Source organism: Segatella maculosa DSM 19339 = JCM 15638, from assembly GCF_000382385.1.
Classification (GTDB): Bacteria; Bacteroidota; Bacteroidia; order Bacteroidales; family Bacteroidaceae; genus Prevotella; species Prevotella maculosa.
This window is the reverse complement of sequence record NZ_KB908330.1, coordinates 15,871-41,434: the sequence shown is the minus strand read 5'-3', so window position 1 is coordinate 41,434 and position 25,564 is coordinate 15,871. Positions and strand designations below refer to the sequence as shown.

Below are 25,564 nucleotides of genomic sequence, written 5' to 3'. Positions count from 1 at the left end.
AAATTCTGTCAATTGGCAACTAAATTCCTGCAAAACTTCTGTCGCACGGGCAAGGTTTCTTTCTTGCAGCCCCGACCAATCGAAGCGTCGGCAAGTTCGTTTCGCCCATTTTCCGGTTCTGTTCGGTTGTACTTCAAATCATGTTCGAGGGCGGAAAAAAGAAGGTTGTTAAATAGTTTAAACCTATCACTGTTAAAACATCATATATTAGTGCGTTAGATAGGGTCGATGTCCGATGGTGATAGGTCGGCGGAAGATGAAAAATGTCCGATATTGATAACTTTTTGTCCGATGGTGATAGGTGGCTTTGCTGTTTTCGTGCTTAAATTTGCAACAGAGAACAATGAAACAGGAGAGGAGATGGATATGAAACAACAACGAGATGAAAAACAAGGCAGCAAACAGCAGCACAACATGCAAGTTTCGGAAGACCATTTGCAGTTGCTTGGCACGATACATGAAATGATCGACACGGAACTCGACCGACGTGGTGTGGTGCAAACGGGCCGCCCGGAGCACCCACCGCCTGAGAAAGCTTCGCCATGCAGGCACTCACTGTGGCACAGCATCGTGAAGTTCTTCATCAACTGAATGCCTATATATAATATAATGTGTAATTCTTAACCCAACGCCCGGGCCCCCGACACGGCGTTACCTCCGAAAGGAGTTTTTAACAGGGGGGCACGAATATTTATGAAAACAACAAGTTTTTTGGCAAGCGCAGCGAAAGCAGCTTTCGCCCTTGCAGCAGTAGTGATGATGAGCGCAGTGTTCACCTCGTGCTCGAAAGACAGTGACGACGACAACCTGCCCGAACCCAAGGCGCAGACTGTTACCCTCGACGGCGTGGAGATAAAAGTTGAAAAGGCAACGCTGACCAATGTAGGAGACAACCCCCATTATTATTGGCTAAGTCTGGAACTTGAAGCCGGAAAAGAAGCCACTACTGTGTTAATCGCGCTCGAGACTTCGATGCACAACGGCAAGCAGATCAACCTCACCGAGCAGAAAACCAAAGAAAGCGACGGCTGGAGCGTAACGGTACTTAAAGGCTCTAAATGGCTCTTCTCCGGCCAAGAGGCGAAAAATGATGACTACAAGTTCTCGAACGGCACGATGAAACTCAACGTCAATCCCGCCACGAAGGATGTGGAGGTGAAGCTCACCGGCGGAGAGATAACGACACCGTCGGGGCTTTTTGGCGACGGCAAGAAGCACACCCTCGCCATCAGCTATAAAGGAACAGCGGAAAAGTAAACACCCGCGCGACACGAAAAATCCCTCACCCGCCTGCTGGAACATCGGCGAAGACGGGTGAGGGAGATAACCCAAGGGAAGAAATGGAAAAACTATCGAGCGTAATGAAAGCGAAGCGAGAAGAGTGGCAAGAACTACTTATCGTTGTAATGGCCGAAAGCCGTGAGCACAATCACCACTACTTCTGTAGCGCGGATATCGTAAACCAATCGATGCTTCTGCGTGATGCGTCGGCTCCAGCAGTTGGCACCGTAGCCTTTCAGTGGTTCGGGATGCCCTGTGCCGCTGGTGGGATGTTCATAAAGTTCGGTTATCAGTTGCAGCGCCTTGTTGTAGGCTTTCGGTTCGCTACGCAGAAGGCGTTTCAGATCGTCGGCAGCCTGCTCCTTGATTTGCACGTCGTATCTCATAAGCTGCGCACGTATCGGTCGATGTCTTCAACGCTATCAAAATGGAGAGTCTTGCCACGTTCGGCTTGTTCCACGCGCGCCATGAATTGCTCGCGGGTCATCTCCGTGGTATCCTGTTCTTCTTTCTTCTCTATGATGCGCTTGATGGCCTTGATGGTCTTGCGCATGAGATTCTCGTCGCTTGCAACGATAGCGAGTTGACGGAAAAGTTCTTGGTTGAGTTCCATGCTTGTCATAATCGTAACATATAGATGATGATGCAAAGATAAAGGATTTTCCCGAAAAGAACAACAAAACATATTTTTAATATCAACAACCCAACGCCCGAGGCCCCGACACGGCGTTACTCCGAAAGGAGTTTTTAACAGGGGGGCACGAATATTTATGAAAACAACAAGTTTTTTTGCAAGCTGTGCGAAAGCAGCTTTCGCCCTTGCAGCAGTGGTAATGATGAGCGCGGCGTTTACCGCCTGCTCGAGTAGTGACGACGACGACAACGGCGGCGGAACACCTCCCCCGCCCGCACCCAGAGCCGGTACCGTAACCATCGACGGCACGAAGAAGCCCATCCTCATGACCGAATACGAAGACTACGGCAACGACAACTACAGCCTCTACCTCTACCTCTCGGCCGACCGTAAGGAAAAGGTGATAATATTTCTGAACAAAGACCTGCACATGACCGGCAGCCCCGTCGACCTGACCAAAAAGGAAAAGGAGCACAAAGGAAAGTTCTATTGGACGGTAAATTACTATGATGCCAACGGCAAGCGAATCATTGAAACTTGGGGCAAGCCCGACCGACAGGATTACCCCGTCTTCAAAACCGGCACGCTCACCATGAGCGGCGACCCCAAAGGCACCATTAACATCAAGCTCGAAAACGGGCGCGTAAAAGGCACCGACGGCAAGGAGCATACCCTCGTATTGAGCTACAGCGGCCCGATGACAAAGGCATAAAACGCCAATCCCCCCCGAAACAAGGAAATCAAAGGGGCGCGGGGCTTCCACCACGGCGGAAAGGAGTTGAACAGAGAAAAAACGCCCGTCTTCCATGGGAGAAATGAAAAAATGTAAAAAAGACGCTCGTCTTCCATGGAAGACGAAGGATATTTTAACAGAAAATGTTTTCTTCCACGGGAGAAATAAAAAAATGTAAAAAGGACGGTCGTCTTCCATGGAAGACAAAGGATTTTTTAACAATCACCTCTTTTCTTCCATGGAAGACGACAATAAAAGCAAGAAATAACTCTTGTCTTCCATGGAAGACATTAAAAAAAGAAACAAAAAACATTCGTCTTCCATGGAAGGCGACAATGAAAATTAAAAAAACGACACTTCTGCCACGGCAGAGTCCATTCGATTAACAATTAAATAACTAACCATCATGAAAGTGAACAGTTTTAAGAAGGTTGCTCTCCAAAACTTGGAGCATTCACAGTTTGCCATCAACCTGCATGCCATTTGCACGGAGGCCAACATCGAAAAAGTTAACGCATTGTTGCCTGCACTCAAAACCTGCATCGACAAAGAAGAGCAGGCACTGAACCTGCCCCGCGGGAAGGAGTTCATCACAGAGATACGGCAGCTCGACGCTGCCCGCGACGAGTCGTATCGTGCCCTGCAATTCACGGTTCGGGCGGCCAGGCATCGCCGTGCGACTGATGTGCAGGCTGCGGCCGACGAGGTGGAAAAGGTGATGAGGCGTTATCCCGAATTGGCGGCGCAGAGCAACAATAAGGAAACGTCGGGTATCCGTAACCTTGCCGACGACCTGAACAGTGCCAAGTACAAGCCCCTCGTGACCAAAATCGGCGCGAAGGCCGACCTCGACCAGCTCGTGGCCGACAACGAAGCCTTTGCGGCCATGTTCCTCAAACACTATTCGGCCACACCGCCCAGCAAAGAGTTCGACCTGAAAAGGCTGCGCGCTGCCACCGATGAGGCTGTCAATGCCGTGGTGCTGCGCATGCAGTCGCTGGCCGACCTGTTGCCCGATACGGTTGGGCTGGCTGACCTTATCACCCGCTACAACAAGATGGTGGCCGACAGTCATCTCACCCTCGCCCTGCGCAAGGCCGCAAACAAGAAGAAACCCGGAACGGGCGACGGCGAGAAACCCAAAGACAAAAAAGGAAAAAAGGGCAAGAATGAGAAGCCCGATACGGGTGGCATCGGGCAAGAGCCCAGCGAGAAAGGCATCTTGATAGACGGAGTCCGGAAGACCGTCGTCAAGGCCACCATCATGAAGTATGTCGACGACAAACACTTCCTCGCCCTGCAGTTCGACGCGGCGGGTAAGGAGATGCTCTGCGTGTACTTCGTTGCGGAGGGCAACAAGAGGGTCAACGACATGACCCGCGAGAGCGACGTCTATTGGGTTGTGTCTTACGACAAAGACGGCAGCTGCGTCTTCTTCACTACCAACGTGGGCAAAGATCAGAAATGCAAGGCCGGCACCCTGCTCTACGACATCGACATGGAGAGCGGCCGCTATCGTGTGGACGTCACCACGGCCCAAGTGGGCAAGAGCAACGGCAAGACGGGCGACGGCAATGCCCACACGTTTGCCGTGAGGATTGACGGCACGGCCGAGGTGAAGAAGTAGGGGGCTGGCGCGGGCTCCTTTGAGTATTCGCCCTGCCGAGTTAATGAGACTGCAGGGCGAATAAATCTATCCGAATCAAATAAATAAAAAGAAGAAAGTTAAATGTAATGATCTAAACGCCCGAGCCCCGACACGGCGTTCCCTTGTCAATAAGGAGGGTATAACGGGGGCGAATGACATTATGAGAATAAACGATTTGCAAGGAAGTATGGCAGGAAGATTGTTTGCCATAGCCAACGAAATCAGACGGAACAAGGTGTTGGCTGCCCGTATAACCGGCCGGAAGAACGAAGAAACGGTGGGTCGGGCAAATGAAATCATCATCGACAATGTGAAGAAACAGGTGGTCAGAACCGAATATAAAGACGATGACGACGGCAACTACAGCCTCTGTCTCTATCTCTCGGCAAACGAGTGCGTGGAGGTGCAGTGGAACACGAACGTTCATGCGGACAGGACCGTGGGCCTTGTCAGGAAGGAAGAGAACCACAGTGGGTTTTATTGGGTGGTGGATTACTATGCAACAGATGGACGGCAGGTCATCGACACCGTTTCTGACCCCCATTTGACGGATGTTCCCGTCTTCCTTTCGGGCAGTCTGAAGATAACGGGCACGCCCGAGACCGTCTTCTCACTGCATGTTGAGAATGGACGTGTGGCAGGTGCCGACGCGAAAGAACACACTTTGAGCATCAGTTATCTGGGAAAACCGATGAAGAGTGAGTGAATTTTGACCATCAACAACTTATTCTCGTTTTAATTTCAGTCCTATTGCACGGTGAAATGGCTCATATTACCGCGTAATAGGACTGAAATCGTGTTGCAATTTGGCTAAAAAAAACCGCATCTGACAAGTCTTGCACACAAGCTCGGCCTCTCCTTTCTTCGGCATAGGCGGAGGTGAGCACTCTATTTCTCCTCTTTCGCCTTCGGCTTCAGTTCGGGATACTGTATTCGCGTGTGGTAAATGGCCATCAATCTGGCGATGATAATCTTCTTGGCCAGCGTGATGTCGCGGAACGTGATGGGGCATTCTGTGAAGAAACCATCGGCAACTTGTCCGTCGATAAGCCTGTCTACAAGTTGACTGATGCTCTCTTCGGTGTATTCATTCAATGAACGTGAGGCTGCTTCCACGGCATCGGACATCATCAGAATAGCCTGCTCGCGTGTGAAAGGATTGGGACCGGGATAGGTGAACTTCTCCATATCGATCGCTTCATCGGGGTGTTCGTTCTTGTATTTGATATAAAAGAACTTGGTGACACCGCGCCCGTGGTGGGTTGAAATAAAGTCTTTGATGATGGTGGGCAGGTTGTTTTTCTCGGCCAGTTTCAGGCCTTCGGTCACGTGACTGATGATGATTTTGGCACTATCCTCGTAGCTCATGTTGTCATGGGGGTTCACTCCGGCTTGGTTTTCGGTGAAGAACACGGGGTTGGCCATCTTTCCTATGTCGTGATAGAGGGCACCGGTACGCACCAAAAGACTGTCGGCTCCGATGCAGTTCGCTATCTCTGCGGCGATGTTTCCCACCGTAATGGAGTGCTGAAAGGTGCCCGGTGCAATCTCACTCAGGTCGCGCAGCACGCCTTTGTTGGTATTTGAAAGTTCGATGAGCGTCACATTGGAGACGAAACCAAACATCTTCTCAATCAGGAACATCAGCGGATAGGCCAACAACAGCAGGACTCCGTTGACGATAAAGAAGATATACATGTCGCGGTCCATTTTTAAGAAGTCGTTGCTCTGCATGAGTTGCAAGGCAATATAGACCACGATGCTCCCCGTTGTGACGAAGAGTGCCGTCTTAAACAATTGCGAACGACTTGACAATTCGCGCAATGAATAGATGGCAATCAGGCCAGCCATGAGCTGAATAATGATGAATTCGTATTGATATTTGACCACTACTGCGCAGGAAAGCACCATCACCACGTGCACGATAAAGGCCGTTCGGGAGTCCATGAACACGCGAACAAAGATGGCAGCAATGGCAAATGGGATGATATAAACATTGAAAATGCTGTGACTGACCATCAGAGATACCAAGATAGGATATACCGTAATGATGGCATAAAGCATGGCAATGTTGCGCGATTTCTGGAAATAATCTTTTCTGAAGAGATGCAGATAGAGGGTGAAGATGGCCACCAACAGGGTGACAAACAGGATTTGTCCGATCAATGTATTGGTGATTTCGGCCTCCGTGGCCTTACGTCTTTGCATCTCACGCTCAAAGGAACTCAACACCCGATAGGTGTAATCGTTGACAATTTCGCCCCGGTCAATGATCTTCTGTCCGCTCATCACCATGCCTCCGGCCAAGGGAATGCTTCCCAAAAGGTCTGCCTTCTCGGCCTCACATCGCTCTTTGTCATAGGTCAGGTTGGGCGAGATATAGTCGTTCAGATTGCAGCGTTGCAGGATAGAACGATAGGGAACGAGCATCTGATTGTGCAACAACGACTCGTAAGCCGCCATGGTTGAATAGATGTTTTTGATGGAAACGCTCTTGGCTTCCTTGCCGTTGACGATGCGAACCATGCCGGTTGTGTCGCGTGCAATACCGTTATATTCGGGCGTACTGATGATACCTGCCTGATAAAGTCGGTGCAAATGGTTGGCCAATTCGCGTACGACAGGAGCCGGAACGCCCTCTATTCCCGTGCTGAAATCATGGTAGAACTGTCGTAATTCTTCCTTTTCCAGCTTGCTGTTGTAATTATAATAGGGCTGAAACGTCTTCATCACCGAGTCTTGTTCAGCCTTGATAGCTTCGTCGGTCTTATAGATTGGGAAGTCGAACTTGGCGATAAAAGAACCGTACATCCAGGGTTTCCCAATGTCATAGCGCAGTTGTTGACCGTAATTGCGGGGCATGAACCACACGATAATGACCACTGTGACGAAGATTAAAGTAAGGCGTATGGTCGCATTGCGCCAATAATCGCGCTTATATTTCTTGAATATATTCATTCGATTGCATTTGGTTTACCCTGCGAAAATACTAAAAAAATACGCAAAACTGAAAAAAATATATTAAATTTGCACAAAAATATCGTCAGAAGAAATGTCAGAAAGAAAAGTAAGGGTGCGTTTTGCGCCCAGCCCTACGGGTGCTTTGCATATCGGCGGTGTGCGCACGGCCCTCTATAACTACCTTTTTGCACGTCGTAACGGGGGCGAATTTGTTTTCAGAATAGAGGATACCGACTCACATCGCTTTGTTCCCGGCGCCGAAGAATACATCATCGAGTCGTTCCGTTGGCTTGGAATCAAGTTCGATGAAGGCGTAGGTTTCGGCGGAAACCACGGGCCATACCGTCAGAGCGAACGTCGCGAAATCTACAAAGACTATGTGAAACAGCTACTCGATGCAGGCAAAGCATACCTCGCTTTCGACACGCCTGAAGAGCTGGAAGCCAAGCGAAGCGAGATAAAGAACTTCCAATATGATGCCCATACGCGCTCGCAGATGCGCAATTCGCTGACACTCTCGCCTGCCGAAACGCAGCAACTGATGGCCAATGGCGCACAATATACCGTTCGTTTCAAGATAAAACCGGGCAAGGAGGTGCGTGTCAACGACATGATTCGCGGCGAAGTGGTCGTCAAAAGCGACATTCTCGACGACAAGGTGCTCTACAAAAGTGCCGACGAACTGCCCACCTACCACTTGGCAAACATTGTCGACGACCACCTGATGCAGATAACCCACGTCATCAGAGGCGAGGAATGGCTACCCAGTGCACCGCTCCATGTGTTACTTTATCAGGCATTCGGTTGGGAAGAAACGATGCCCCGGTTTGCCCATCTGCCCTTGTTGCTCAAGCCAGAAGGCAAAGGCAAGCTGAGCAAACGCGACGGAGATCGGCTCGGTTTTCCTGTTTTCCCGTTGGAATGGCACGATCCCAAGACCGGAGAAGTGGCTTCGGGCTATCGCGAAAGCGGCTATTTCCCCGAGGCTGTCATTAACTTTCTGGCCTTGTTGGGCTGGAATCCGGGAACCGAACAAGAGCTTTTCACCCTCGAAGAACTTGTAGATGCCTTCGATATCAGCAAGTGTTCGCTCCACGGAGCCAAGTTCGATTACAAGAAAGGAATATGGTTCAACCACGAATATATCTTGAAAAAGAGCGACGAAGAGATAGCGACACTCTTCGCACCTATCGTTGCCAACAATGGAGTCGATGAGCCTTTGGAGCGCATTACACAGGTGGTTCACATGATGAAAGACCGTGTCAACTTCGTGAAAGAGCTGTGGCCGCTTTGCTCGTTCTTCTTTATTGCACCGTCGGCATACGACGAAAAGACGGTGAAAAAGCGTTGGAAGGACTATTCGGCCCGGCAGATGAGCGAGCTGGCAACTGTGCTCGAGGGCATTGAAGACTTCACCGTGGCAGGTCAGGAGCCTGTCGTGATGAAATGGGTCGAGGACAAAGGCTACAAATTAGGCGACATCATGAATGCTTTCCGCCTGACGCTGGTCGGCGAAGGCAAGGGCCCCGGCATGTTCGACATCTCTGCTTTCTTGGGAAAAGAAGAAACCTTGAAGCGGTTGCACAAGGCTATCGACGTGCTGAAATAAGGCTGCAACATCATAAAATGACAAAACCAACAGAAGGTCGTGTATCAAATCGTAATCTATCTTTATTTGTTCGGAGTGGCTGTAGCAAGCCTTTTCAACAAGAAAGTCAAAAAGATGTGGGCCGGAGAACGGCAGGCTATCCGACTGTTGAAGGCGAAAGTAGACCCCGATGCCCGGTATGTTTGGTTCCATGCAGCCTCACTCGGTGAGTTCGAACAGGGGCGCCCGCTGATCGAACGCATTCGGAACGAGCACCCGGAGTATAAGATTTTGCTCACGTTCTTCTCGCCTTCGGGCTACGAAGTGCGCAAAAACTACGACGGAGCCGACATCATTTGCTACCTGCCTTTGGACACCATACGCAACGCCCGCCGCTTTCTTAGGGCGGTAAGGCCCGTGATGTCCTTCTTCATCAAGTATGAATTCTGGTACAACTACCTCCACATTCTTCAACATCGTGGCGTTCCTGCCTACAGTGTCAGCAGCATTTTCCGTCCCGATCAGATTTTCTTTCAGTGGTATGGGCGCAGCTATGGGCGCGTATTGAAGTGCTTTACGCGCTTCTTTGTGCAGAACGAAGAGAGCAAACTTCTGCTGAGTAGGTTGGGAATAACGGCAGTTGAGGTTGTCGGCGACACGCGTTTCGACCGCGTGCTCCAGATTAAAGAGGCCAGCAAACGGCTGCCCCTCGTCGAGAAGTTCACTGCCGGCGCGCAGAAAGTCTTTGTGGCCGGCTCGTCATGGTTGCCCGATGAAGAGATTTTCCTCAAGTATTTCTCGACGCATAAAGACTGGAAAGTCATCGTGGCCCCACACGTAGTCAGTGAGGAACACATTGCTGAAATCCTCGATTTGCTAAAAGGTAGGCGGGTGATTCGCTATTCGGAGGCCACCGAAACCAATGTTTCTGCGGCCGATGTGCTGCTCATCGACTGCTTCGGGTTGCTTTCTTCGATTTATCATTACGGTACGGTTTCCTATGTGGGTGGCGGCTTCGGCGTGGGCATTCACAACGTTTTGGAGGCCGCGGTGTGGGATATTCCCGTCATCATCGGGCCAAATAACAAGCATTTCCAAGAAGCTCAAGGCCTGATGACGGCGCAGGGTGGCTTTGAAATCGATGACTATCAGGCGTTCAGCACCCTCATGATGCGGTTCGAAACCGATGCTTCTTTCCTGCAATCCACTGGCCGCAATGCCGGAGAATTCGTGAAAAGCCGTATCGGATCCACTGAAAGAATTCTTGGCGACATCGCACTTTAGCCTCAATAACCCCATGCGTGTTTCCTTAAAAAGATAATGCAAATTGCCTTCATAACCCTATCAACTCACCGGCAATCGCATGCATGCTTCCTTAAAATGAAGAGGAAGTGCACCACTCTCCATTTTTTCGCTGTGTTACTTCAGCTGTTTTGCACGCTAATCTCACCCATCTTGCACGCTAATCTCACCTATTTTACGCGGTAAAATGGGTGAGATTGAAAAGCAATATATAAGTCGTTGATTATCAATCGGACTGATGCGACGAACCATTTTGATTGTATGTAGGGACGCACGGCTCGTGCGTCCACTCAAATAAATGTGCATATTTGCTCGCATGGTTTATCAAATGCGTCAACAATCAAACAACAAATGCTCCCCATTTATTATCAACTGCGTCCACATTCCTGCACAAAAAAGGAGATTTGCGCAAGAATAATGCCTCGTTACGTTAACTGATTTTAAAATAAACGACAATTATATCGACATTCAGAACAATATAGATAACTTTGCGACGAATTTCATTAAGATTTTTAAAGATGAATAAATTAAAATTCGCTTTCATTGCAATTGCAATCTCAGCGTCGCAAACAACGTGGGCAGGTGGCCTGCTGACGAACACCAATCAAAATGTAGCCTTCGACAGAATGTTGAGCCGTGAGGCTTCCATCGGCATCGATGGTGTGTATTCCAACCCTGCTGGCGTGGCATTTATGGAAGATGGGTTGCATCTTTCATTGAATTGGCAGCTTGTTTTCCAAAGCCGAACGATCAACAACGACTATCTGCTCTTCGGACATAACCAAAACAACGCCTCAACCACACGTGAATTCAAGGGAACGGCCTTTGCACCGGTGCTCCCATCCTTTCAGGTTGCCTACAACTGGAAGAAGTTTTCGTTTCAAGCCATGTTCGGTGTGACCGGAGGTGGCGGAAAATGCACCTTTGATAACGGTCTTGGGTCGTTTGAAAAGATTGTCGGTGAGATTGGAATGGGCGTTTCCGGATTGGCAAAGGCCTTGGATCACGCCACAGGAAGCCGTTTAGGACTGAGCAGCGACCGTATGTTTGGCACGCAAGGCACCTATGCTTTCGACAGTTATATGCGTGGTCGGCAGTATTATTACAGTCTTTCGCTCGGAACGGCCTATCGTTTGCGCCCCGACCTGAGCGTATTTGCCGGCGTTCGCGGCGTATATGCCATGAGCAACTACTATGGTTACGTGCGTAATATCAGGGTTGGAAAAGTGCCGCTCTATACAATGCTCGACGCCAGCAAGACAAATGCTTCGGACATTCAGCTGAACTGTGACCAAACGGGCGTGGGCTTCACTCCTGTTCTTGGTATCGACTACAAAACAGGTCGCTGGAACTTTGCCGCAAAATATGAGTTCAAGACCCGAATGCGCCTGAAGAACGAGGCCGTGAACCAGTTGCCAAGTATCGGTAACCTGCCCAACACCTTGGGAGTGATGTTTGTAAAGGCCGGAATGACGGCTGCTCAGGCCCAAGCCGTGCTGACCAATCCTCAAATTTCAGGAGCAATGCAGGCCATCAAGACGCAATTCGACCAGAAGATAGAAGAAGCGACCGGCGAATTTGCTGACGGAAAGAAGATAGCGAGCGATATTCCGGCCTATCTTGCTGTGGGTGCGGGCTATACTCCTGTCGATGGGTTGAAAATCAACGCGGGGTTCCATTACTTTTTCGATAAGCAAGCCACCTCATATCAGCACCGTGAGGACAAACTCAAGCGGGGTACGGTGGAATGGAATGCCGGTGTGGAGTTTGATGCAAGCAAAATGGTGACCGTTAGCGCAGGTTGGCAGAACACAAGCTATGGTTTGACCAAGGAATACATGGACGATAAGTCGTTTGTTACCAATTCCAACTCTGTCGGAGCAGGTGTCTGTTTGCATCTAAGCAAGAAAGTAGATCTCAATCTGGCCTACTTCCACACGTTCTACAGTCATTTCAAGAGCGATAAGACCGAGAACTTGGGCGGAACACCACTCACTTACAAGGCCGACTTCAACCGAAACAACAATGTATTCGGGGCCGGAGTGGACATCAACTTCTGAGATTGACGTCGCATCTACAGCGGATCGACATCATAATATATGTGCAGGGCGGCGTAATGCTTGTCCTGCATCATTTGTTTTTGGACGTAACGTAAGGCCTCTCGCACTCGGTTTCGGTCGATACTGCTCTCAAGTTTGATGACAATCTTACGGATATGCATCGTCTTCACACGGGCTACGGCGGGTTTGTCGGGCCCGAGTACACGGTCGGCAAAGTATTGTCGGAGCCGACCGCCCATCTCCAGCGAGGCCGTTTCTACCACTTCGTTCTTGGCATGCTTGAGGTAGACGTACACCAAATGGTAGAAAGGCGGATAATGGAACAGCGATCGCTCGTCAAGCAAGTCGCGGGCGAACGCTTTGAAATCGTGGTTCACCACCTGATTGATAACAGGTAGGTCTGCATTCTTGGTCTGTAGGACGACCAATCCGCGCCGACCTTTCCGACCAGCACGCCCACTCACTTGGCTCATCATCATGAAAGCATGTTCGTAGGCACGGAAATCGGGATAGTTGAGCATGGCGTCGGCATCGAGAATGCCCACCACATTGACGTTATCGAAGTCAAGTCCCTTGCTAATCATCTGTGTTCCGATGAGAATATTCGTGCGGCCGGCCGAGAAGTCGTCGATAATCCGCTCGTAGGCATTGCGTGTATGCGTCGTATCAAGGTCCATTCGGGCGATGCGGGCCTCGGGAAAGAGTTCTCTCACCTTGTCTTCTATCTTCTCTGTGCCGTAACCTCGCCCCGTGAGATGCACGCCGCCGCACTTGGGACACGTCTCCGGAACGCCGTATGTGAAGCCGCAATAATGGCAGGAGAGCTGGTTGAACTGCTTGTGATAGGTGAGTGTGACGTCGCAGTTCGTACATTTCGGCACCCAACCGCAGTCTTTACATTCTATTCTTGGCGCGAAACCGCGGCGATTCTGAAACAAAATGACTTGCTTTTCTTCGGACATCGCTTTGCGTATGGCCTCTAACAGGCGAGGAGAGAATGGTCCTGTCATCATCTTTCGGTGTTGCAGGTCTTTAATGTCCACGACTTCGATTTCAGGCAGCCCGATGTTCTTAAACCGTGTGGAGAGCGTCACGAGCCCATATTTGCCCTGCTGCGCATTAAAATAGCTTTCCATCGAGGGCGTAGCCGTGCCGAGCAAGGTCTTGGCTTGGTACATTGCCGCCAGCATGATGGCCGCACTGCGTGCATGATAGCGGGGAGACGGCTCTTGTTGCTTGAAACTCGTCTCGTGTTCCTCGTCGATAATCACGAGTCCCAAGCTTTTAAAAGGAAGAAAAACGGCACTGCGCGCACCCAAAATAATGTCGTAAGGCGCATCAGAAAGCTGTTTTTTCCAGATTTCAACGCGTTCGGCGTCGCTGTATTTAGAGTGGTAAATGCCCAAACGACTGCCGAAAACCTTTTTCAGTCGGCTCATCATCTGCACGGTCAAGGCGATTTCGGGCAACAAATAGAGCACCTGTCGGCCCCGATCGAGCTCTTGTTGAATGAGATGCACATAGATTTCGGTCTTGCCGCTCGACGTAACACCGTGTAACAGCACGACGTTCTTCGTCGCAAACTGCGCACAGATAGCCGAGAAAGCCTTGGCCTGCGCCTCGCTCAAAGGCTTTATTTGCTTGGCCTGTGCCTCCTCGGAAGTGTTCAGTCGTCCCACTTCTCGCTCGTAAAGGCTGAGCATTTTGCGGTCGACGAGCGCCTTGACGACCGTAGAAGAGCAGTTCGCGGCGTTCATCAGCTCTTCGCGTGTGAGTTCAGTCAATGGTTCTTGCGCCGTATTTCCCGACAGTGAGTCCCAATGCGACAGCGAAAGAAAATCCGTAAAGGCCTTGAATTGCTTCGTGGCACGCGCCAAAATGTTCAGGGCTACATGCAAGGCTTGCTCGCTACGGTAGGCTTCAGCGAGCGTGACATAGGTCTCCGTCTTCGGCTTATAGCCCTCCTCGGCCTTCAATCCCGCCGGCAACGCCGCCTTGTAGATGTCGCCCAAGGGCGAAAGATAGTAGTCGGAAATCCATTGCCACAGCCGCATTTGCCGGGGAAGCAAGATGGGTTGTCGGTCGACCACCGCTACAATCGGCTTCACATCGAACGCGGGTTCCACCTCAACCACGTGCATCACGATGCCGACATACCGCTTGCTCTTGCCCAACGGCACGAGTACACGACAGCCTTCCCTTACCATTGTCTCCGAGTCTCCGGCAACGGAATAGGTGAAAAGCCCGTCCAAGGGCAACGGAAGTACGACCTCGACATATTTCATGCGCTTGCAAAGTTACTGAAAAAACAGGATTAAAACATCGAATAATAAGAATATTCTCCCCAAGAATAGTGTCAATCTTGCAGAAGGTCTGCCCAGCTTGCTCCCCAATGCTTCCTCGTTGGTATGTTGGAACGTGCGGCTCGTGCGTCCGCTCAGGCTTCTTGCTCGTCGATGTTTCCTTGCGAGTAATATCAACTAAAGGCTCTTGTAAGCTATTTCTAGCCGACAGCGCAATAGTTGTCCATCAGATTGCTTGCCAATTCAGCTGCAAGACCCACCGAAAACGGGTTTTACTGCGAGACAAGAACCCGTTTTTACGAAATAAATGCAAGGATTTTCCGTTATAAATACGAGAAAATTCTATGCCAACCCGGCACGAACGACAGGTCGTGGCACGACTTTTGCCATTGTCTGTTAGCCCAAAGCGAGCTATTTTTCCTACTGTAGCGGAGTTTGGTAAAGTTTAATGAAATGACAAATCACGATAAGAAGCTCGTCGTCATATTGCCCCCGGAGTTCGAACTCTACAAGGCCATCGAGAAAAACCTCAAATATTTGGGGTTCAACAAGGCCATTGTGCTGGCTCCCAAGTTCAGGCACACGTTCAAGACGCTGATGGTGAATTTCGTGCTGAAGCATATTCTCGGCCGAAAGGAGTATAAAAAGCGGATAGCAGCCGCTTATTATTCCAAAAGGGTGGGGCAGGTGCTGCGGCGTTTCCACTCGAAGTATTTCGACTATGCCATTGTGATGCGTCCCGACATGCTGGAACCGGCGACCATCGACGAGCTGTTGCGCGTTGCCGTCAAGACGACGGGCTACCAATGGGACGGTTTGGAGCGGTTTCCGCGGGTGTTTGAGGTGATACCTTGCTTTGATCGCTTCTTTGTTTTCGACCCCAATGACGCGCCAAAGTACAAGTCGCGCTACCCGAACCTGCTGTCGTGTACCAATTTCTACTTCGATTTTCCGATGCCCAATGTAGAGGTGAACCCCACGGAAGTAATGTATGCGGGGGCTTATTTAGAGAACCGCGTGGGCTCGCTGCTGAAGATGGTAGACGAACTCCAGAAATACAACCTCACGTTGAACATTCATTTGGTGCTGGGGTGGCGTTCAGTGGCGTTCGAACACCCCATTATCACCTTTTCAAAGAAGGGAGTCGACTTCCTTACCTACCTGAAAGCGTCGCAAAAAGCAGGTATACTGCTCGACATCAAGGCCTGCGAACACAGTGGATTATCGTTCAGGGTGTTCGAGGCTATCAGGTATAGTAAGAAGCTGATTACCGACAATAAGAGTGTCAAACGGTATGACTTCTATCGTCCGGAGAACATTTTTGTGGTCGAAGACGGCTGCTTCGATGGACTTGGAGCATTCCTTGCGGGTCCTTACATGCCGCTTTCCGAAGAAATCAAGCAAAAATATAGTTTCACAAACTGGTTGAGGTATGCCTTGGACCTACCTCCATATCAGGCAACAAACAGTAAGACATGAAGACATCAGTTATCGTAACGTGCTACAATCAAGAGGCTTTCCTCGACGAATGCCTGAACAGTGTGGCCCAGCAGACTTGTCCCGATTGGGAATGTATCATCGTTGACGACGGTTCTACCGACACTTCGGCCCAGATTGCCAAGGGATGGCAAGCGAAAGATGCCCGCTTCAAGTATGTGTTTCAGGCGAACAAAGGGTGCGCCGGCGCACGCAATACGGGATTGAGTAAGGCCGAAGGCGAATGGATCCAGTTCTTAGACGGTGACGATATCCTGCGACCAACAAAGCTCGAAGAGAGCGTGAAGGCTTTCGAAAGGGAGAAATGCGATGTCGTGGTCACGAATTTTTCGGAAGAACATAACGGCAAGCCGCAGCCTCCTTTCAGCGATTTGTCGAGGTACGACTTCACGTATAAGAACCTGTTGCTGCAATGGGACATCGATTTCACGGTGCCTCCGCATTGCTTTTGTTTTACGAAAGAGATACTGCGCGGGCTCACTTTCAAGGATTTCCTGCGGGCGAAAGAAGACTGGGTAATGTGGCTGGAGGTGTTCAAACGCCACCCCAAGGTGTGTTTCATCGACAAACCACTCGTGATGTACAGGATACATGGCGGCAATATCACGCGCGATGCGGCCATCATGGAGCAGTATACGGAGGCAGCCTTGATTCATATACTGAAGAACGAAGACACTTATTTCGAGGAGTTTTACCTTAAAACGGTGAAACGATACAAGGATCAGCTCAATAGAATCCTTTCGCGTCCATGGCATAAGCAGGTGTTTTATGCCATTACGGGCAAGCGATAGCCCCATTTTGCAGCTTGTGTCCCAATGCAAGCGCACTCATGTCGGAGCGCAAGATGAGTGAGATTATGGGTTATGCGAATGTATGCAGGGATGTACGGCCCATGTGTTTGCCCTAACAACCATGCATATTCGTTTGCTATTCTGCTTGAGCGGACGCACGAGTCGTGCGTCCCTACATACCCGCCTTGGCCCCATTGCATTGCAATTTCAGCTATATTGAGTTATAAAATATTCTTGGATATCCTATGATTTTCTTTGATATACCGCTTGCCGTTAAGAGAACAAAAGTTTAAGGACTAATCATTGGAAATCAATAACTTATATCCTGCATTTCAATATCAGCCATTTTACAGTACAATCTCAGCCATATTGCGCGACGAAATGGGTTATATTGCGCGGTAATAGGACTGATATTGAAAAACAAAAAAGGCTATGACAATAAATGTCATAGCCTTTTTTCATAGCTATCTTAACGGAAATTTATTCCGTAACGACGCTCTGTTCGGAGAAGTCGAGCACATTCTTGCGGTTGGCTTGCATGCGTTCGTATTCCTCTTTCGAGCCAACGATGAGCTTGTCCCACTGGCGGAGACCCGTTCCCGCAGGAATCAAGTGGCCGCAGATGACGTTCTCTTTCATGCCTTCGAGCCGGTCTTGCTTGCCACGGATGGCTGCTTCGTTGAGCACCTTGGTGGTCTCTTGGAACGAAGCGGCACTCATGAAACTCTTGGTTGCAAGGGCCGCACGCGTGATGCCTTGTAGAATCTGGGTCGATGTGGCTGCAACGGCATCGCGCACCTGAACGGGTTTCAGGTCACGGCGCTTCAGTGAGGAGTTCTCATCGCGCAGTTTGCGGACCGAAATGATTTGTCCGGGCCTCAGAACTTCAGAGTCTCCGGCGTCGGTCACTACTTTCTTGCCCCAAATGCGGTCGTTCTCCTCGGCAAAGTCGAGCTTATCGACCATTTCCTGCTCGAGGAACGTGGTGTCACCCGGGTCATCAATGCGCACTTTACGCATCATCTGGCGCACGATAATCTCGAAGTGCTTATCATTGATCTTCACTCCTTGCAGGCGATATACGTCCTGAACCTCGTTAACGATGTATTCCTGAACGGCCGTCGGACCCTTGATGGCAAGGATATCGCTTGGTGTGATGATACCATCTGACAGCGGTGTGCCCGCCCGGACGGCGTCATGCTCCTGCACCAACACTTGGCGTGACAGCGCAACAAGGTATTTCTTTTGGTCGCCTGTCTTGGAAGTGACGATGATTTCGCGGTTTCCGCGCTTCACTTTGCCCATGGTCACCTCGCCATCAATCTCGGAAACGACGGCAGGATTTGACGGATTGCGGGCCTCGAACAGCTCGGTCACGCGCGGCAGACCACCAGTGATGTCGCCGGCACCGCCAACTGCACGCGGAATCTTTACCAGTGTGGCACCGGTTTTGACTGTTGCACCGTCTTCAACGACAACGTGTCCGCCTACAGGGAAGTTGTAAGTGCCGAGCACTTTGCCGTTGGCGCCGATGATATCGCAGGTAGGAACCTTCGATTTGTCCTTGGCCTCGGTGATAATCTTCTCGGTCAGACCGGTCGTATCGTCGGTTTCGGCATGGAAGGTGACGCCTTCAACGACATCTTTGAACTTCAATGTTCCGGCATATTCGGTGACGATAACGGCATTGAATGGGTCCCATTTGGCCACTAAGTCGCCTTGTTTCACGCGATCGCCCTGTTTGAAGTAGAGCGAAGAACCGTAGGGAACGTTCAATGTGCTCAAAACAATCTCGGTATTCGGGTCGATGAAGCGTACTTCGGCCAGTCGGCTCACGACCATCTGGCACTCCTTGTCGTCCTCATCGGTGAATGGAACGGTGCGAATCTCGTCGAATTCGACCTTAGCATCGTTCTTTGCGACGATGCTTGCATTGGCTGCGGCGTTACCGGCAACTCCTCCGGCGTGGAAGGTTCGCAGCGTAAGCTGTGTACCCGGCTCACCAATCGCCTGAGCTGCAATGACACCGGCTGCCTCGCCAAGCTGAACCATGCGGGCAGTAGCAAGGTTTCGACCGTAACATTTCATGCAGACACCGCGCTTGCTTTCGCAGGTAAGCACCGAACGGATTTCAACCATCTCGATAGGTGACTCATCGATGACCTTGGCCTTGGCCTCACTGATTTCCTCGCCGGCCCTTACAATGACCTCACCTGTTGTCGGGTGGATGACATCATGGACGGAAACACGGCCCAAGATGCGCTCGTAGAGCGTGGAGATGACCTCGTTACCATTCTTCAATGCCCGACATTCGAGGCCACGCAACGTGCCACAGTCTTCCTCGGTGATGATGACATCATGGGAAACATCGACAAGACGGCGTGTCAGGTATCCGGCATCGGCCGTCTTCATGGCCGTATCGGCCAGACCCTTGCGGGCACCGTGAGACGAAATGAAGTATTCGAGCACGGACATTCCCTCTTTGAAGTTGGAAAGAATTGGGTTCTCGATGATTTGCTGACCCTCGGCACCGGCTTTCTGCGGCTTGGCCATCAGTCCACGCATACCCGAAAGCTGCTTGATTTGGTCTTTTGAACCACGGGCTCCTGAGTCGAGCATCATGTAAACAGCGTTAAAGCCTTGGTCGGCCTCTGTCATCTGCTTCATCAAGAGGTTTCCAAGGTCGTTGTTAACGTGTGTCCATGCGTCGATGACCTGATTGTAGCGTTCGGTATCGGTGATGAAGCCCATCTCGTAGTTGGCTTTGATCTGGTCGACTTCAGTCTGTCCCTTGCTGACGATGCCTGCCTTCTCCTCGGGGATAATGATATCGTCGAGGTTGAACGACAGACCGGCAGTGTAGGCCATGCGATAACCCAAGTTCTTGATACCATCGAGGAATGCGCAGGCACGTGCCATACCGACCGCTTTGATGACATCGGAGATGATGCTACGCAGGGTTTTCTTTGAGATGATGTCGTTGAAGAACCCTACTTCATCAGGGATAATCTGATTGACGATGACCCGACCAACGGAAGTCGCTACCATATGACGGACGGGTTTACCGTCAATCAAGTCGTCAACCACGCAATTTATCTTGGCATGCAGGTCGCAACGGCCTTCATTGTGAGCAATGATGGCCTCTTCAGGGCCATAGAACTTGAGTCCTTCGCCCTTTGCCCCCGGACGCAACTTGGTGATATAGTACAGACCGAGCACCATGTCTTGAGACGGAACGGTGATAGGTGCACCATTGGCAGGGTTGAGAATGTTGTGACTTTGAAGCATCAGGATCTGCGCTTCGAGCACGGCTTCATTGCTCAATGGAAGATGGACGGCCATTTGGTCGCCATCGAAGTCGGCATTGAACGCCGTACAAGCCAGCGGGTGCAACTGAATGGCCTTTCCTTCGATGAGTTTGGGCTGGAATGCCTGTATACCCAGACGGTGAAGTGTCGGCGCACGGTTCAGCATGACGGGGTGACCTTTCATCACGTTCTCAAGAATATCCCAGATAACCGGCTCGCGGCGGTCTACAATCTTCTTGGCACTCTTCACGGTCTTCACGATGCCGCGCTCGATGAGCTTGCGAATGATGAACGGTTTGTAGAGTTCGGCTGCCATCAGCTTTGGTAAACCACATTCACCCATCTTCAATTCGGGGCCAACAACAATGACGGAGCGTGCAGAATAGTCGACACGCTTGCCAAGGAGGTTCTGACGGAAGCGTCCTTGCTTACCTTTCAGAGAATCGGACAGGGATTTCAACGGACGGTTGCTCTCACTCTTCACGGCTGAAGCCTTGCGCGAGTTGTCGAACAGCGAGTCTACGGCTTCCTGAAGCATACGCTTTTCATTGCGCAGAATGACTTCCGGTGCCTTAATTTCCATTAGTCGCTTCAAACGGTTGTTACGAATGATGACACGACGATAGAGATCGTTGAGGTCGGAAGTTGCGAAACGACCACCATCCAACGGAACCAGTGGGCGAAGTTCGGGAGGAATCACCGGAACAATCTTCAAAATCATCCACTCCGGTCTGTTGATACCTTGTGAGGCACGGAAGGCTTCTACGACCTGCAAGCGTTTCAGCGCCTCGGCCTTGCGCTGCTGACTGCTGTCATTGTTGGCACGGTCGCGGAGTTCATAACTCAGACTGTCGAGATCAAGGTCTCTCAACAAATCGTAGATGGCCTCTGCACCCATCTTGGCAATGAACTTATTGGGATCATTGTCGTCAAGATAGTCGTTGTTGGGGTCGACTTGATGGTCGAGAATGTCGAAATATTCTTCTTCGGAGAGAAGATCCATCTTTTGTGAGCCGTTCAGTTCGATACCATCCGCATCTTTCTTGCCTTCCATGACACCGGGCTTGATGACGATATATTTCTCGTAATAAACGACAGCATCGAGTTTCTTGGTCGGCATGCCGAGCAGATAACCGATCTTGTTGGGCAATGAACGGAAGTACCAAATGTGTGCAACGGGGACAACGAGTTCGATATGCCCCGACCGTTCACGGCGAACTTTCTTCTCGGTGACCTCTACACCACATCGATCGCAGACAATGCCCTTGTAACGGATACGCTTGTATTTGCCACAAGCGCACTCATAGTCGCGCGTGGGACCGAAGATGCGCTCACAGAAAAGGCCGTCACGTTCGGGCTTATAGGTTCGATAATTTATGGTTTCGGGCTTGGTAACCTCACCATACGAATTTTCCAGTATCTCTTCGGGAGAGGCTAAACCGATGGTAATCTTCGTAAAATTATTCTTTACTTTTGAATCTTTCTTAAAAGCCATATTCATCTTTTAATTAGGAGTGTTCACATTAATCAAGTTTGATGCTCAGACCGAGACCACGAAGTTCGTGCAACAACACGTTGAGAGACTCTGGAATGCCGGGCGTCGGCATGGGATCGCCTTTCACGATCGCCTCGTAGGCCTTACTACGTCCTACAGTGTCATCAGACTTGATGGTCAGAATCTCCTGCAATACGTGGCTTGCACCGAAGGCTTCGATGGCCCAGACTTCCATTTCTCCGAAACGCTGACCGCCAAACTGTGCCTTACCGCCGAGTGGTTGTTGCGTGATGAGAGAGTACGGACCGATGGAACGGGAGTGCATCTTGTCTTCAACCATGTGTCCCAGCTTCAAGAAGTAGGTGATACCGACGGTTGCAGGTTGGTCGAACTTCTCACCTGTCTCGCCATCATAGATGTAAGTGGAGCATAGGTTTGGCAGACCGGCCTTGTCGGTCCATTCTTTCAGGTCTTCCAACTTGGCTCCGTCGAAGATCGGCGTTGCGAACTTGCACCCCAACTTCTGGCCGGCAGCACCGAGGATTGCCTCGAAAATCTGGCCAAGGTTCATACGCGAAGGTACGCCCATCGGGTTCAATACCAGGTCTACAGGGCGGCCATCCTCCAAGAACGGCATGTCTTCAGTACGTACTACCTTTGAAACAATACCCTTGTTACCGTGGCGTCCGGCAAGTTTGTCGCCCACCTGTATCTTACGTTTCTTGGCAACATAGACTTTGGCCATCTGGAGAATGCCCGAAGGAAGCTCATCACCGATAGAGATTGCAAATTTCTTGCGCTTCATCTCTGCATCCAACAGTTTGTACTTGTGGATGTAGTTCATGATGAGTTTCTGAATCAGTATGTTCGTATGGTCGTCATTCGTCCAATTGTTGCTTTGGATGCCATCGAATTCGAGATTTTTGAGAGCCGTAATCGTGAACTTGCTACCCTTGGTGATAATCTCTGCACCGGTATAATCCTTTACGCCTTGCGAAACCTTACCCTTAGTCAAAGTCATCAACTTGTCGACAAGGATGTCTTTCAAGTCATTATTCTTTGCCTCATACTCTTCGTCGATTTTAGTCAAAAGCTCTTTGTCCTGTTTTTTCGACTCACGGGTTTTGATGGCACGTGAGAATAGCTTTTTATCAATAACGACACCACTCAGTGAAGGATTGGCTTTCAAGGAAGAGTCTTTTACGTCGCCGGCCTTATCTCCAAAGATGGCACGGAGCAATTTCTCTTCTGGAGAAGGGTCGCTCTCTCCCTTTGGAGAAATCTTTCCAATGAGGATATCGCCCGGTTCAACACGCGCACCGACACGGATAATACCATTTCCATCAAGGTCTTTGGTAGCCTCTTCGCTTACGTTTGGAATATCAGCAGTAAACTCTTCCACGCCGCGTTTGGTTTCACGCACATCGAGTGAGTACTCGTCAACATGAACAGACGTAAGTATGTCCTCACGAACCATACGTTCTGAAATAACCACGGCGTCTTCATAGTTATAGCCTTTCCAAGGAATGTAAGCAACGAGCAGATTGCGTCCCAATGCCAATTCTCCGTTCTCGGTTGCATAGCCTTCTGTGAGGATATCGCCGGCCTTCACACGTTGACCCTTATCGCAAATGGGGCGAAGATCGATAGTCATGTTCTGGTTGGTGCGACGGAACTTGGGAATGCGATATTCCTTCAAAGCGGGTTCGAAGCTGACAAACTCATCTTCTTCTGTGCGGTCATAAAGTATACGGATCGTTGTTGCATCAACATATTCGATGACACCATCACCTTCTGCGGTAATCATTGTGCGTGAATCTTCGCACACTTGCTTCTCAAGACCGGTACCAACGATAGGTGCATCATTGTGTATCAATGGTACGGCTTGACGCATCATGTTACAACCCATCAGTGCACGGTGGCCGTCATCATGTTCCAAGAATGGAATCAAAGAGGCGGAAACAGAGGCAATCTGTTGGGGAGATACGTCTACGAGGTCGACTTGATCAGGAGTTACAACCGGATAATCGGCATCTTGTCGGCATTTTACCGTATCTTTTAAGAAAGTACCGTCTGTAGATAGTGGTGCATTACCTTGACCGATGATTTTTTCTTCCTCTTCCTCAGCCGTGAGGTAAACGACATCTTTGTTGTCCATATCGACTTTGGCCTTAGAGGTTTTACGATATGGCGTTACAATGAAGCCGAGGTCGTTGATCTTCGCATAGATACAAAGTGAAGAGATCAAACCGATATTCGGTCCTTCAGGGCTTTCAATGGGACAAAGGCGCCCATAGTGAGTATAGTGAACATCGCGGACTTCGAAGCCAGCGCGCTCGCGTGACAGACCGCCGGGGCCAAGGGCAGACAGACGGCGCTTGTGGGTTACCTCGGCAAGCGGGTTGGTCTGATCCATAAACTGGCTCAGCGGGTTGGTTCCGAAGAACGAGTTGATAACGCTTGAGATGGTCTTTGCATTGATCAAATCAGTCGGTGTGAACACTTCGTTATCACGAACATTCATGCGTTCACGGATAGTACGGCTCATACGTGCTAATCCGATAGCAAATTGGTTGGCCAATTGTTCTCCGACCGTACGTACACGACGGTTGCTCAGATGGTCGATATCGTCGACGGTTGCATTGGAATTAACCAGTTGGATAAGATATTTGATAATCTCAATGACGTCGTCTTTGGTCAGAACGCGGGTGTCCATATCTGTATCAAGTCCTAATTTCTTGTTGATACGATAGCGACCAACTTCACCGAGGTCATAACGCTTGTCAGAGAAAAACAGATTTTGGAACACTTCACGTGCGCTGGCATCATCAGCAGGGTCGGCATTACGTAACTGGCGGTAGATGTAGTTGACAGCCTCTTTCTCGGAATTGCTTGGATCTTTGGCCAGCGTGTTGAAAATAATTGTGAACTTGTTGGCCGTTTCAGCATCTTTGTGGAGCAGTACGGTAGAGGTCCCGCTATCCAATATCTCAGAGATGTTGTCTTCAGTCAGTTCTGTTTCACGCTCCATAATGACCTCATTGCGCTCGATGGAAACAACTTCGCCCGTATCTTCATCTACGAAATCTTCGTTCCAACTCTTCAATACGCGTGCAGCCAATTTGCGACCGATGGCAGCTTTCATGTTCTTTTTATTGACCTTGACCTCTTCTGCAAGGTCGAAAATCTGCAAGATGTCTTTATCCTGCTCATATCCCATGGCACGAAGAAGCGTTGTTACAGGCAACTTCTTCTTGCGGTCGATATAAGCATACATGACGTTGTTGATGTCGGTAGCGAACTCAATCCATGAACCCTTGAACGGGATAATGCGTGCGCTGTAGAGGACGGTTCCATTAGCATGTACACCCTGTCCGAAGAAGACACCCGGCGAACGATGTAACTGTGAAACAACGACACGCTCGGCACCATTGATGACGAATGTACCATTGGAAGTCATATAAGGAATTGTTCCTAAGAAAACGTCCTGAATAAATGTACCGAAATCCTCATGGTCTGGATCTGTGCAATACAGCTTCATCTTGGCCTTCAAAGGTACGCTATAGGTCAAACCGCGTTCAAGGCACTCATCAATAGAGTAGCGAGGTGGGTCGATATAGTAGTCCAAGAACTCAAGAACGAAATTATTGCGCGTATCCGTGATAGGGAAGTTCTCGGCGAACACCTTATACAAACCGTCATTCTTACGTTCTTCAGGTGGAGTATCCAACTGTAGGAAGTCACGGAAAGACTTCAACTGCACATCGAGAAAATCCGGATAGGGGAGCGGATTATGCACGCTGGCAAAATTTACTCTGTTATCAACAACTTTTGTCATATATAAATATTTAATTGGCCCAACTGGGCTTATAAGCTTCATCAGCCTAATCAGGCTAATTATATGTAGAAAAGACACAAAAAGGTTAGGACCAACCTACTTGGAAGATCCTAACCGTATTTAAG

16 protein-coding genes are annotated in these 25,564 nt (G+C 50.0%); 10 read left to right on the top strand and 6 right to left on the bottom strand.

The genetic code is table 11. The annotated features are described in order from the left end of the window. Positions 1–366: 366 nt before the first annotated feature. Both H164_RS0110200 and H164_RS0110195 read left to right on the top strand, forming a co-directional pair. Positions 367–591, top strand: coding sequence for a hypothetical protein (locus H164_RS0110200; protein ID WP_248616198.1), 225 nt, complete (start codon positions 367–369; stop codon positions 589–591). A gap of 102 nt (positions 592–693) precedes the next feature. Beyond that, entirely contained in the window at positions 694–1,257 is a 564-nt protein-coding gene (locus tag H164_RS0110195; protein ID WP_019968521.1) for a hypothetical protein, read from the top strand. A gap of 134 nt (positions 1,258–1,391) precedes the next feature. Here H164_RS0110195 and H164_RS0110190 read toward each other — a convergent pair whose 3' ends face one another. Together H164_RS0110190 and H164_RS0110185 are read right to left on the bottom strand one after the other, a co-directional pair. Further along, positions 1,392–1,667: a Txe/YoeB family addiction module toxin gene (locus H164_RS0110190; RefSeq protein WP_019968520.1), complete on the bottom strand. Its 276-nt coding sequence runs from the start codon at positions 1,665–1,667 to the stop codon at positions 1,392–1,394. Continuing rightward, positions 1,664–1,903, bottom strand: a complete 240-nt coding sequence (locus H164_RS0110185) for a hypothetical protein (protein WP_019968519.1) — start codon at positions 1,901–1,903, stop codon at positions 1,664–1,666. The genes H164_RS0110190 and H164_RS0110185 overlap by 4 nt, the downstream gene beginning before the upstream one ends. 148 nt (positions 1,904–2,051) lie before the next feature. Here H164_RS0110185 and H164_RS0110180 point away from each other — a divergent pair, with 148 nt between their 5' ends. From H164_RS0110180 to H164_RS0110170, 3 genes are all read left to right on the top strand, one after another. Next, the gene (locus H164_RS0110180) at positions 2,052–2,627 is read left to right on the top strand and encodes a hypothetical protein (protein WP_019968518.1); all 576 of its coding nucleotides are present in this window, start codon (positions 2,052–2,054) and stop codon (positions 2,625–2,627) included. A gap of 427 nt (positions 2,628–3,054) precedes the next feature. Continuing rightward, entirely contained in the window at positions 3,055–4,275 is a 1,221-nt protein-coding gene (locus H164_RS0110175) for a DUF6261 family protein (RefSeq protein ID WP_019968517.1), read from the top strand. Positions 4,276–4,483: 208 nt separating this feature from the next. Continuing rightward, the gene (locus H164_RS0110170; protein WP_154652146.1) at positions 4,484–5,002 is read left to right on the top strand and encodes a hypothetical protein; all 519 of its coding nucleotides are present in this window, start codon (positions 4,484–4,486) and stop codon (positions 5,000–5,002) included. Positions 5,003–5,184: 182 nt separating this feature from the next. On the opposite strand, the gene H164_RS0110165 is transcribed toward H164_RS0110170, so the two are convergent. Continuing rightward, the gene (locus H164_RS0110165; RefSeq protein WP_019968515.1) at positions 5,185–7,254 is read right to left on the bottom strand and encodes an HD family phosphohydrolase; all 2,070 of its coding nucleotides are present in this window, start codon (positions 7,252–7,254) and stop codon (positions 5,185–5,187) included. A 94-nt stretch (positions 7,255–7,348) separates the two neighbouring features. On the opposite strand from H164_RS0110165, the gene gltX reads away from it, so the two are divergent. From gltX to H164_RS0110150, 3 genes are all read left to right on the top strand, one after another. Further along, positions 7,349–8,866 carry a glutamate--tRNA ligase gene (gene gltX / locus H164_RS0110160; RefSeq protein WP_019968514.1) on the top strand — a complete coding sequence of 506 codons (1,518 nt, stop codon included), beginning with the start codon at positions 7,349–7,351 and terminating at the stop codon, positions 8,864–8,866. Between the two features lie 39 nt (positions 8,867–8,905). Beyond that, positions 8,906–10,129, top strand: a complete 1,224-nt coding sequence (locus H164_RS0110155) for a 3-deoxy-D-manno-octulosonic acid transferase (protein WP_026356340.1) — start codon at positions 8,906–8,908, stop codon at positions 10,127–10,129. 536 nt (positions 10,130–10,665) lie between these two features. Further along, the gene (locus H164_RS0110150; protein WP_019968512.1) at positions 10,666–12,207 is read left to right on the top strand and encodes an OmpP1/FadL family transporter; all 1,542 of its coding nucleotides are present in this window, start codon (positions 10,666–10,668) and stop codon (positions 12,205–12,207) included. Between the two features lie 14 nt (positions 12,208–12,221). Here H164_RS0110150 and priA read toward each other — a convergent pair whose 3' ends face one another. Further along, positions 12,222–14,492 carry a replication restart helicase PriA gene (gene priA / locus H164_RS0110145; RefSeq protein WP_019968511.1) on the bottom strand — a complete coding sequence of 757 codons (2,271 nt, stop codon included), beginning with the start codon at positions 14,490–14,492 and terminating at the stop codon, positions 12,222–12,224. 471 nt (positions 14,493–14,963) lie between these two features. On the opposite strand from priA, the gene H164_RS0110140 reads away from it, so the two are divergent. Both H164_RS0110140 and H164_RS0110135 read left to right on the top strand, forming a co-directional pair. Next, a complete protein-coding gene (locus H164_RS0110140; protein ID WP_019968510.1) occupies positions 14,964–15,989 on the top strand; it encodes a CgeB family protein in 1,026 nt (341 codons plus the stop codon). Next, complete coding sequence (locus tag H164_RS0110135) at positions 15,986–16,798, top strand: glycosyltransferase family 2 protein (RefSeq protein WP_019968509.1); 813 nt, start codon at positions 15,986–15,988, stop codon at positions 16,796–16,798. The genes H164_RS0110140 and H164_RS0110135 overlap by 4 nt, the downstream gene beginning before the upstream one ends. 480 nt (positions 16,799–17,278) lie before the next feature. On the opposite strand, the gene rpoC is transcribed toward H164_RS0110135, so the two are convergent. Together rpoC and rpoB are read right to left on the bottom strand one after the other, a co-directional pair. Further along, complete coding sequence (gene rpoC / locus H164_RS0110130; protein ID WP_025830058.1) at positions 17,279–21,601, bottom strand: DNA-directed RNA polymerase subunit beta'; 4,323 nt, start codon at positions 21,599–21,601, stop codon at positions 17,279–17,281. Positions 21,602–21,629: 28 nt separating this feature from the next. After that, complete coding sequence (gene rpoB / locus H164_RS0110125) at positions 21,630–25,439, bottom strand: DNA-directed RNA polymerase subunit beta (protein ID WP_008565780.1); 3,810 nt, start codon at positions 25,437–25,439, stop codon at positions 21,630–21,632. Positions 25,440–25,564: the final 125 nt, after the last annotated feature.